This is a genomic window from Actinoallomurus vinaceus, assembly GCF_039542055.1.
GTDB lineage: Bacteria > Actinomycetota > Actinomycetes > Streptosporangiales > Streptosporangiaceae > Actinoallomurus > Actinoallomurus vinaceus.
On sequence record NZ_BAABHK010000038.1, the window covers coordinates 1 to 12,290 of the forward strand.

Annotated in this window: 2 protein-coding genes; both read left to right on the top strand. The window is 68.2% G+C overall.

All coding sequences use genetic code 11. The annotated features are described in order from the left end of the window. Positions 1-44: 44 nt before the first annotated feature. Complete coding sequence (locus ABEA24_RS53090) at positions 45-11,603, top strand: hypothetical protein (RefSeq protein WP_345444655.1); 11,559 nt, start codon at positions 45-47, stop codon at positions 11,601-11,603. Positions 11,604-11,629: 26 nt separating this feature from the next. Beyond that, entirely contained in the window at positions 11,630-12,175 is a 546-nt protein-coding gene (locus ABEA24_RS53095; protein WP_345444657.1) for a hypothetical protein, read from the top strand. Positions 12,176-12,290: the final 115 nt, after the last annotated feature.

Genomic DNA, 12,290 nt, shown 5'->3' on the forward strand with positions numbered 1-12,290 from the left:
GTTCTGAGGGTTCTGCGGGGTTTGGTGCGGCGCGGGATGGGTGTTTGGATGCGCTTGCGGATGCGGTGAATTTGGTGCGGGCGACCGGGGGGATGTTGGTGGTGGCCGGTCACCGTTACAAGGTGGCCGAGTCGGCGTCCACGGTGGGTGGGGACGTTCCGGTGGGTGCGGATCACGATGCGGTGGCGGATAAGAATCCGTATTCGCGGCCGGAGGCTGATTTCAATCGGCCGGTGGGTGATGTCGATCAGATGCCGGAAATCGTCCAAGAAGGCCTGTTCTTCCTGGAAATGCTGATCGGCGGGTGCCAGTGGCCGGACGGCAGCATGGGTGGCCTGGCCAAGATGCAGGCGGCGCTCACCACGTGCGCGGATACGTTCGGGACGACGGCTGGGGAGTTGGACGGCCACGCCGGGGCCGTGACCAGCGCCAACGCCGGGGAGGCGACCGATAAGTTCAAGACCTTCGCCCAAGCGCTGTCGGGCGGGGGCGAGGCCGGGGGCCTGCGGTTCCTCGAACAGTCGTTGCGGGACCTGGCCTCGTGGGTGGAGTCGCTTCAGGCGCAGAAGCGGGCGGCGCGGCTGCAGTTCGAGCTGTCGTGTGCGTTCGTTGTGATCACGATGTTGATGGGGTTCGCCTGGTCCTGGATCACGGCGGGTGCCTCGGAGGCGGCCGCGATCGGCGCGTCCGAAGCCGAAGGGTTCGCGCTGAAGACGTTCCTTCAGCGGGTTGCGGTGTGGGCGGGCCAGCATCAGGTGCTGAGCGGTGCGGTGGTGGGTGCCTGGTTCGGGGCGGGAATGGACGCCGCCGGGCAGTACGCGCGGATCCATGAGGGCGTTCAGAAGGACTGGAACTGGGGCGAGTTCGGCAAGTCGGTGGGGATGGGCGCGGTCGCCGGCGGGGTGATGGGTCTTGCGGGCCGGGCGGTCGCTCGCCAGAGCAACCCGCTGACGACCAAGCTGGCCGACTGGATGGCCGCGCCGGGGATGAAGGGCGTCGGTGCGCGGTTCGGGTTCGCCGGCACGACGGGCACGGCGGGGAACCTGGCGGGTCAGGCGATCTTCGACCCGGACCACATGAACTTCGGACAAGCCGCCGCGTTCGGGTTCGGCATGGCCGGGCTGGGGGGCGCCAAAGAGCTCGGTCAGCATGTGGCGGGCCGGTTCGGCGGTGGCGATGGCGGGTCACCACCGCCCGGTGGCGGGTCGTCGCCGGACCCGCAGAATCCCCAGGGTGGGGGCATCAAACACGACGACAACAATCCGCCCCCTCCTCCTGGCGGCGGTGGGGGCCGCCCGAACCTGGGCGCGTCAGGCGGGGACGGTGCCGGGAATGGCGGTCACACCCTGCCCTCCGGCGGCACGACCGGCACCGGCGGGACCGGTAGCGGCGGCCCGCATGGCACCGCACTCGCCGGCAGCCATGAAACCCCCACCACCGGCGGTGGTACGGGCCAGGTGCCCGACACACCGCTCACGGGCGGGCAGGACAGGCCGATCCCTGGCGGCAACACCGGACACACCGGCGGTGACCTCAGCGGCACCAGCGGTTCCGACCGCGGACAGGCGACACAAGGCCAACCCGGCCCGGCCGTGATCCCGCCACGACCCGGCGAGACCGCACCAGGCGGCACCGCCCGCCCCAGCGGTTCGACACGCCCCAGCATCGCCGAGGCGCTGAACGGCCGGACCGAGCCCCGGCCCGGCACCACCTCCGGCCACCCCGAGGACCCGGCGGGTAACGGCCCCCGCCCCGGTGACACCCGCCCCGGGTCCGGGCAAGGCACCCGGCCGGGCGAAAACGGCAACAGCACCAGACCCGGCGAAGGACCCACCGCCACCAAGCCGGGCGAAAACACCAGCGGCACCAGACCAGGCGAGGGACCTGGCGGCACCCGGCCAGGCGAGAGCGGTAGCGGTACGAAACCCGGCGAGGGGCCCACCGGCGGCCAGCCCCGGCCAGCCGAGTCCGGCCCTCCGTCCACCGCGGCTCCCACCGACCGGGCGAAACCCGCCCCTTACGCCACCGACGACCGCCCTGCCGGTCAGGCCGCGGGACAGCCTCGCCCGGCCGAGCCCGTAACGCCACGCGGCGACCGCGGCGAGCCGGCCCCGTCGGCGAACACCGCTCCACGCCCCGAGGTCCGCGAAACGGGCGTCGTCGGCGTGCCGACGGACCCCCGCGCATCGGGTGCCGCTCCTCCTCCGGCGCATGGCGCGGCCGACGGCGGCCGGGCCGAGGCCGTCGGCGGCTCCCCCAGGATCGATACATTCGGTGACCAACCGCCGGAAGCGCGGTCCCCGCAGGGTCATTCACCGCTTACACCGGAGTCTCTGCGGAAAAGCTTCGAGTCGGGGCCGGTGCATGAACTGGAACTCAGTGGCGGCAACGAAGCAGTATCGGTCAAGCTCCTCACCTGCGCGGACGGTCGGCAGGTCGTCGAAAAGGTAGTCCGTACGCCGGAAGACCTGCATGGCGAGCTGCTCACGTCCAAGCTCGGACAGGCGCTCGGCGCGCCGGTGCCACGGGCGATCACCGACGGCAATCGCACGATCTACATGGATTACGTGGACGGCAAGCCGATCCGAGAGGTGCACCGCGACTACGAGTACCGCCCGGATCTGCCGTACTGGGACAGCCCGGAGGGCCGCCGACTCGGGCTCCTGGACCTGATCGTCGGGAACGGCGACCGGAAAGACAACTTCCTGATCGGGCCTGACGGCAACGTCGTGGGGATCGATCACGCATTGACCTTCGACCCGATGGGCGTCAATCCGGCCGATAACCTCTTCGTCCAGAAATTCGCCGAACCCAGCGGGCTGGGCGGCTACCGGATGATCGATAATCCGCTCACCCATTCCGACGTCGCCTTCGTGCGCCAGGCGCTCGAAGGTCTGCGCCCGGAGTTCGAAAGACTCGGCCGACCGGACTGGTACAACAAGGCGATGGACCGGGTGGACGAGCTCGGGGAACACGCCACAGGGACCGATCCACTCTTTGGCGACTTGGGAGATCACCTCTCACAGCCGCACCAGCAGCCGCATGACGGCGCCACCGACCGACCTGAGGAGCCAGGGGGACGCAGCCCGGAACCCGACCCGCCGGCCACGGGCTCCGCGCACGATGGAGAGAACGCCCCGCCCCGAGAGCCTGCCGCCCGATCCGTCCCGGAGCACGCGGATCCCGACCCGACCCTCCTTGCGGAACACGGGCCCGGTGATGCCTCGGCGCCCATCACATCCGAGGTCCACACGCCGACGGCGGGCAAGTCGATCAGCGACATCCTCAATCCGCCGGAGCACGGACCGCGGGTCGAGGACGTCCCTCCCGCCGAGGGCGCGCACGACCGGTCGGGCCCGCCCGCGGAGACGCCACGCGGCGAGCATCCCGCCGAGGTGCCGCCGGGTGGAGAGAATCGGCCAGGGACCACCGCCGAGCCGCCTGCGCCCGCCTCCCATACGGACATGGCGGGAGACCCGATCCCTTCGGATCCGCCTGGGCACGGCGCCGATCCGGCCGTTCCGAAAGACGCGCCGTCCTCTGACCATGGCCCCGCAGCGGACCACACCCCGTCCGACACTCATGCGGCCCCCGTCGACCCGCCCCCGGTCTCCGGAACGCACACCGCCAGCGTCGATCACACGCCACTGACCCCGGAATCGCTCGCGCGAAGCAGGGCGACCGGCGAGAAGAAGTCCGAGTGCCGGTGGCTGAAGGAACCTCGCCGGTCGGAGAACAGAGGAGTAAGGCTCGTCACGTACAACGACGGCCGGATAGTCATCGAAAAGAGCGTGTCACACCGCGCCGCAGCGCGCGCAGAATACATCTCCGCCAAGCTCGGTAGGAAGCTGGGGGGATACTTCTCTGAAGTAATAATGGACGGCGACAAGTCCATCGTGATGACGCCCCTGGAAGGATTCTCCGGGGACGACCTTGGCATCACTGGCGCGACATCCAAATATTTCGTCGACCCGTACGTCAAGAGCAGAGACGGACGAGTCATCGGGATACACGCCATCCTGCTCGGCGATTCGGACTACCAGCCCGGCAACATCATCAAGAACGATGCTCAAGGCCGGATGGGCAAGATCGATTTCGAAAGTATCTTCTTCGCTCCCGGAGTGAACGCCAGGGGAAACCGGTTCGCCCACGATTTCGTCGAATACAACGGAACTCTGGATCCGACCTATATCGACAATCCACTCAGTCAGCAGGACGTTCACTTCATTCGGCGTGCCGTCACCGAAATGCGCTCAGACTTCGAATGGTACGGGGAGGCGGACAATCCCGGCCGGCCCGACCGGTTCTACAACGAGGTCCTCGAACGGCTCGACCATCTCGCAGAGCACGCCACCGGAACGGAGCCCATTCTGGCTCCGGACACCGGCGGCTCCGGCCACGAGCCGCCGGCCGGCCACGTCGCCTCCGAACACCTGACTGGCCGGCCTGAGCAGGCCGGCCACGATGCGCCCGACCTCCGTACAACCGAACACGAAGACGTACCCGTCGAGCAGGGAAAAGACGTACCCGCACGCGGTGTCGAGGATCCCTCCACGCTCGCCACCGCCGACCGCGTAACGCAGGAGGCACCGCGCTCTGGCGCCGAGCCGCCAGCGGAGCGTTCGTCGGCACCACGCCAGGACTCCCACACGGTGACCACCGACGGTTCCGCCCCAGGGGAGCCGCAGCGTTCGGAGGCCCCGAACACCGACCCCCGGCGTTCGACGACGGCACAGGTCGGCACCGAGGAGCACCGCTCCCGCCGCGAAGCCTTGCTCGAAGCGCAGAAGCGCGGCCAGCAGATAGTGAATCAAGTCGGCGAGCAGCGGTTTGATCAGGGCACGCGACCGGAAGGCGACCCCCGAGGCAGTCAGGACGTACCGCTCGTCGACTACACCGGCGAACTGGGAGATTCCACACACCCAACGGAATTCATCGACCCTAAGTACGTAGATGATCTGAATTCCAGTCTCCAGGTTTTGGCTAGAGATTATCCGGTACTACTGCGGGCCATAAAGTATTTTGGCACGGACAGCCCAATACATCTGGGCAATTCCTACGCCCTCACCCGCACCCATACCGACGCCTCAGGCTCCGCGTCGCATACGATGCACTTCAATCCGAAAAAACTACAGAATTACAGCAAGGCACGCATCGAAATCCTCGACGCCCTCCTCCGGAACCATGCATCCACCGGTCATAGTGCACACACGGTCTACCATGAAATCGGACACGTTGCCCTTGAGCAACTGCTGCGCCGAGCCGGGGGCCTGGATGCGCTCAACTCAGCCATATCGCCTGTTCTCGGTAGACGCTTCCGGTACCGCTTGGACGACGACACGCTGACCAAACCGCACGACTGGATATTGCACGGACGCATCACAAAGGCCCTATCCGAGTATGGAGCCACCACCCCTCACGAGATGGTCGCGGAAGCGTTCGCGGAATACCGGCTCAGCCCTGAACCACGCCCTCTGGCACGCGCCGTCGGCGAGGTCATCGACCGCTACTTCAAAGACGGCGATCACCCCGAATCCGAGAACGGCTCAGGGGGATCGCGCGCCTGGCGGAGGATGCGGCGCTTCGCGGAAGGGGCGCACGCGGTCTTCTCGCGCTCCTCGCCGGAACCGCCCGAGCCTTCAGGCGGCGAAGTCCTCGAGCGGCTCAACAAATTCGAGCCCATTCTGGCTCCGGACACCGGTGGCTCCGGGCATGCGCCGCCGGCCGGCCACCTGACCACCGACCGCCTGTCCGGTCGACACGAGCCTGCGGGCCCGGCCCTCCATCTGCCCGAGGGCGACACCGCCGGTCACGAGTCTCCCTCCGCCGGCACGCCCACGGCGGAGCATCAGGGTGCCGCCGGGCGAGAGCCCACAGGGCATGATCAGCCCACGACGAACCGGCCCCGGTGGATGTTCCGACGAGGCCGAGACGACGACCCGACGCCGTCTCCGGAACAGGATCAGCGCCCGACCGAGGAGCAAGGCGTCCACGACAAGCGGACGAAGGAAGCGACGGGAGGCCACACCGACCACGAGCCTCGCACTGCCGACGGCTCCGACATGCGGCGGTCGACGCCGGCCGGCGAGCCGGACCCTGCCGGCACGACCGACGGCGCCGGCCGTACCGATGAGGTCGGTGACCACCGAGCGGACGATCTCGACGGCGGCTCCGATGTCCTCGGAGACCTTCCACCGCACCAGAAGGACGCCGTCGAGCGACTCCTCGACGATGATGGCGTCCGCCGCCTGAACGAGGCGCTGGCCAGCGACGACCCTCAGGTACGCGCCGAGGCGCAGGCGTGGGCCCAGGCCGCGAGTGAGGGACTGAGCGCCTGTCCGGTCGCCGATCGAGAGACGGTCTACCACTACACATCGCTGCCGGCCGACCGGCTGGCCGAGTTGGTCCCCGGCGCCGAAGTGACGATGCACGGCATGCTGGACGCACGGGCCGCCCATACCCCCGACCACGGACAGCCCGTCGAGTTGGTGGTCCACTCCCGCAGTGGTGCCGTGATCACAGACCGAGTGTTCTTCCACCCGGAAACCCGCTTCCGCGTGCTGGCCGAAGAGCACTACACGTTGCCGATGCGTGGTGAGGGTTGGCGGCCGATCCACCGCGTCTTCCTCGCAGAGCTGCCGGCCGACGGCTCTCCGCTGCCCGGCACGGTGGGGCATCCCGGCATCGACGCTCCTCGGCGACCCATGGACGAGCGGCTGCAGCAGGTTCACACATACCGTGAACCCACCGATGCCGGCGTGGCTTACTTCCACCCGAGCGACGACTATTACCACTCAGTCATCCAAGATTGCCAAGGAATCACGCCGATCGATGGTGTCTTCCACTTCGACATGCACGCAGGCCCATCAGAGGGCCTTGTCGGCAACGAATCGCTCACCGGTCAGGACATCGCAACGCTGCTCAGCCACGAGCCCAAGCTCGCGGATCCACCGGCGGACGGCCGCCTGCTCATCCTTCGCGCAGGGGCCTGCGAGAGTGGGCTGGAGCGGCATGGACTGGCGCAGGAAATCGCCAACGAGACCGGTCTCATCGTCATAGCCCCGGACAAGGAGGTCTGGTACCACACGGACGGCACCGCCCACGTCTCCGGGCCGATGACCGTCGACGCCGATGGGCGCCCTTTCACGCCCTACCCCCCAGAGGGCGCATGGCGGATCTTCGTTCCCGAGGACCGCCACTCCCTTCCACCGAGCCACGAACCATCGCCGGGCCACGAGCCATCGCCGGGCCGGCCGGAGGACAGCGGCGCACCGCAGCACCAGCCTGCCACGGAGGAGCCGCATAAGCCGCAGCCCACCCAGTCACACGAGCCTCCGCCGGAGCAGCACGATCCGCAACACGCACCCGAGAACGGGACGCCGTCCCACCTCGCGACCGATGCCCGATCGGACACCGCCCTGGCCGGCGACTCCGCCGCGGACCCGACCAAGGAGAACCGAGGCCCCGAGGGCGATGGTCCTTCCGCACCCGCCGCGCCGCCGAGGCCGGGTGGTTCCCAAGACGGCGGGGCGCGAGAGGCCGGACCAAGCCCGGACGCGCCGCACGAGCCCCCGGCAGAGCCGCACCAGAGCGCATCCGAGAACAGGGCGCCGCGGGAGCACGGTGAACACCCGGCCGACACGGACCCGCACGGTGAACACCCGGCCGGCACCGACCCGCACGGTGAACACCCGGCCGGGACGGACCCGCATGCTCAGCGCCGTCGCGAGCTCGCCCAGAGCGTCGCCTCCGGCATCGATCCGAAGCGCACCGTTCTGCTCGGCCGCTCCGACACCACGGAGACCCACGCGACTCGAGCGGAGCGTGTCGAGCTCGTCACCTTCAACGACGGTACGAGGGCGATCCGCAAGGTGACCGAGGACGGCTGGGAGATCGAGACGGACGCGGAGGAACTCGGTGCACTCGTCGGCAACGCGCTCGATGCGCCCGTGCCAGTCGTGTATCGGGAGAGCGACCGTGTCGTTTACATGGACTACGTCGAGGGCGACCTTGCCCTGATCCTGCATCCGGACACCGTCCATCCCGCGCAGTTGGACCACCTCGGCTATCAGAACACGCGAGGGGGCCGGCTCCTCGGCCTCCTCGATGTCCTGATCGGAAACGCCGATCGGCACAACGCCAACTGGATCATCGACGAGCACGGAAACGTCGTCGGAATCGACCACAATAATGCCTTCAGGGGCGCGCACGTTGATCCCAGCAGGAATTCGTTCGCCGGGCATTACGTCTCTGAGATCAGTCATGTCGGCCGTTTCCAATTCGAGTACGCGTGGAAACCCAATGACCTGAGCAGAAGCGATGTCGCGCTCATCAGAAGCCGACTCGAAGCGTTGCGTCCGGAATTCGAACGGCTCGGACACGGAGAAGACTGGTACGACGACATGATGGGCCGCTTCGCGCACATCGAGGCGAACGCCAAAGGGACGACGTCGCTACTGGCCTCCGACGAGCACCTCCCGACCGTCGCCCAATCGGACCGAGCCCCGGCCCACGATGCCGCAGAACCTCCCAGAGAGAATCGAGATCCTGGGGATGACGGGCCGACGACACCCGCGACGCCGCCGAGGCCGGAGGGCCCCCAAGACCCGGCCGGTGACGGCTCGGCCGTCCGGCCGGACCAGGATGACCGGCGCTCTCCCGACCAGGACGGCCGGCACTCCTCCGACCAGGACGGCCGGTCGTCCGAGCCGACCGCTCGGCCCGCGACCGAGACGCAGCCGACGCCAGGCGAATCCCGGGAGGACGCACGGCTGCTGGAAGAAGGAAGGCGGGTCGCCCGGGAGTGTTTCGTCTCCGATCCGAGCGATGCCTCACTCCGAGCGCTGGCCCGGATGAACCGCATTCTCGAGGCGGACGCAGGGACGTCTGCGCACGGCGCGTCGATGCAGCATCCCGTGGCGGAGCTCGCCACGTCCGTGGGACTGGACGAGCTGGCCGTGGGACACCTGACGAGGCTTTTCGACGAGGCGCAGGCGCAGGGGTTCGACCCTGCCGGCGCCGCTGACCGCGCCGGGCTGGTCGATGCCTTGAACCGCCACCGGGAGGCGGATCCGTTCATCTGGGACGGGATGGCCATAGTCGACGAACTCGACTTCCTCTCGTCGCTCCGTGACAGCGGCGGCACCGCCCTGCGAGCGCTGGCACAGGTGGACGGGATCCTCGGTTCGGAACGAGGTTCGTTCCTGTACGGCCTGGATGACGATCCTCTCCTCGCCTTGTCCAACGATTTGGGCATGGGTACCGCGCTCGGCCCCCTCGGGCGCCTGTTCGATGACGCACGCGCGCATGGTCTGGATCCCGCCACGGTCGCCGACCACGACTCGCTGCTGGCCGCTCTGGACACGCATCGCCGGTCCGATCCCCGTTTGTGGGAGGGATTGGTGATCGCGGACGGTCTTAAGATCACGGCTGTCGGCGACCCGGTCGCGCGTGCGCTGAGTCACATGGATGAGATCTACCGATCGGACCGTGACGGAGACGGCTATTCAGCGGGTGACGCCCTGACCGACCTCGGCGCTCAGACCGGCGGTGGCGGTCGTTCGATCGAACGCTTCGCCACTGCCTTCGTCGAAGCCGAGAGGCAGGGTCTCGAACCCGCGCGCGCTGCCGGCCATGAGGAGTTCATGGCCGTCCTTGACAGGCTCGCCGAGTCTGACCCCCTCCTCTGGAACGGATTGTCGGTCGCCGAGCATCTCGGTATGCCGCAGGTCGGCGGCGACACGGCCCGCACGCTCGGGCGGATTGACGAGATCATCGGCACCGACGCGCAGCTGCGTGGTGACCGGCGGCAGGGCATCGACCCGCTGCTGCGCCTGGCCGACGACCTCGGTCTCGGCTACTCGACCGACCGTCTGATGCGGATGTTCAAAGAGGCCGAGAATCACGGATTCCGCCCGGCCGAGGCCGCCGATCGCGATGCGCTGATCGCGGCTTTCGATCGGTTGCGCGCGACGGACCCGTTGTGGGACGGCATCCGGATCGCCGAACGCTACGGCGTCGAGGGCGTGTCGGACTCCGCCGCGCGGGCGCTGGGCGAGATGGCGAGAATCGTCGGTTCGGACCGCGGATCCCGACCCTTCGCCGCCGACCCGTTGGCGCGTCTGACCGAGGAGGTGGGCCTGGACTATTCGCTCGGAGATCTCGCGCACCTCTTCACCGACGCTCAGGCACGCGGATACGCGCCGGAACGGGCGGCCGACCGAGCCGAATTGGCCGACGTTCTGAACCGGCACCGGGAGTCCTCGGACCCGGGGAGCGGTGCACACGCCCCGGCGGACCGTCCGTCCGACGCGACGACCACCGCTGCGCCAGAGGATCCCTCGGGGTCCACGTCCGACGTACGAGGCGATCATTCGGCCGACACCCCGGCGCACGATCCCCGTGACGCGGTTCAGGAGTCCCGGCTCTCAGCCGACGCGGAGCTTCGCCGCGCCCAAGAGGAGGTCGATCTTCTCAAGCGGTACGGCGGCAGGGAGAGCGAGCGGGAGCTCGCGATGGAACGCCTCCGGTCGCTGGAGGCACGCGTCGATGCCTGGGCACGGTGGCCGGATGAGCCCGAGGTGTCCTACACCGCGGACCACGAGGCGTTCCGGGAGGACTATCTGCGGGCCGTCTCTCGCGCGGAGCGGGGCGAGCCGGTGATCCCCTACCTGTACGAGAACGCCACAGGTGGTCTGGGCGCCCGTGACGGCGGTCGCGGCTTCGGCCTCGAACTGGAGATCAGCGGGCCCACGGTCAACTCCACGGAGATGCTGCACGCCATCGCTCGCGACCTACATGCGCACGGTCTGGCGCAGAGCACCGACGTGCACCCTTACCACGCGGCGAAGGAGACGGGCTACAGCGACGCCGGGAACACCTGGCGGGTCGAGTTCGATGACAGCGTCGCCGGGGAGATCGTGTCACCGATTCTCTTCGATGAGCCGGAGACCTGGCAGAACATCGCCAAGGTGTGCGAGATCGTCAAGTCGCACGGCGGAAAGGTCGATTTTTCGACGGGTGGACATATCCATGTAAGCACCCACGATTACGACCACATCGTCGAAAACCACCACAGCGTCATGCGGATGGCCGACTCCTACATGGACACGCTGTTCAGGCTCGGCCAGAATCCGGATGCCTACCGGCACCGTGGCGTGGCGTACTGCCGACCGAACGAGCAGCTGGCGACCGGCTACACCTCGATCGGTGACCTTGCCGGCGGGAACGACGGCCATGGCCTCGCCGTCAACATGAGCGGGATGTACGAGGGCAAGCAAACCGACCACATCGAATTCCGCATGTGGGACGGCTCTTTCGACCCGGCGGTCATCCAGACGAGGGTCAAGCTGTCGTTGGCCCTCACCGAGGCGGCCTTCCGGCAGGCGAACGGCCTCCTGCCGCCCAACGGCGGGCTGCGCGACCCTCTGGGCGCCCATCTCGAGGAGCGTAGGCTGAGTGCGGGCCGCGAACAGCCACAAGAAGTCGGACCGGCGGAGAGTCTGTCCTTCCGCCGGCTGATGGACGACATCTTCCACCGAGCGATCGACAAGGAACAGGCCACGGCATTGTTCGCCATTACCCGGTGGAATCTAGCGGCGTGACGACATCCGAAAAGGGACCTCTACCGATGGCAGTCAGCGTTCGCAACACCAGCGCGGCGGGCGCCCCTCCGGTCGCGCCGACCAAGGCAGACGGTCATCCGTACACCTACGAGATGATCTATGCGGGCGGCACTCGCCGGGGCTACGCCGATGAGGTCGTCGAGCTGGTCGGAATGCTCATTCCGGATTACACCGCGACGGCGAACGATGACGAGCGCGCGGCGGCCCGGTTCCGCCTGGCTCTCGACGTCCAGGTCCGGCTGCAGGCGCAACTCGCCGTCGGCGACGCAATGCACGACTGCACCCCTGAGGAACGCTCGGTGATCCTCAGCCGCCGGGACGTCCCACCGAGCCCGGCCCGATGGGATGCACCCGTTCCGCTCGTACTGATCACTTCGTTCTACGAGCCGGTCGGGTCACTGGCACGACCGGAAGGGCCCGCCGACCGGCAGATATGGCTGGACCCGAGCACCGATTGGACGCTTCTGACCAGCCTCCACGCTGGGGGAGCCATCCACGTCGGCGCCCGTGGTGCACAGAACCGGACCGAGGAATCCGAGGGCGATACTTAGACCATGGCAGCGCCAGAAGTGCTCGCGGTCCTGAACGTACGCGACCGCCGGCAGCTCGGGACGATCGAACTGACGGCCGACGGCGAGCTGCTCGCCGCTCCCCGAGGCGTTCGCG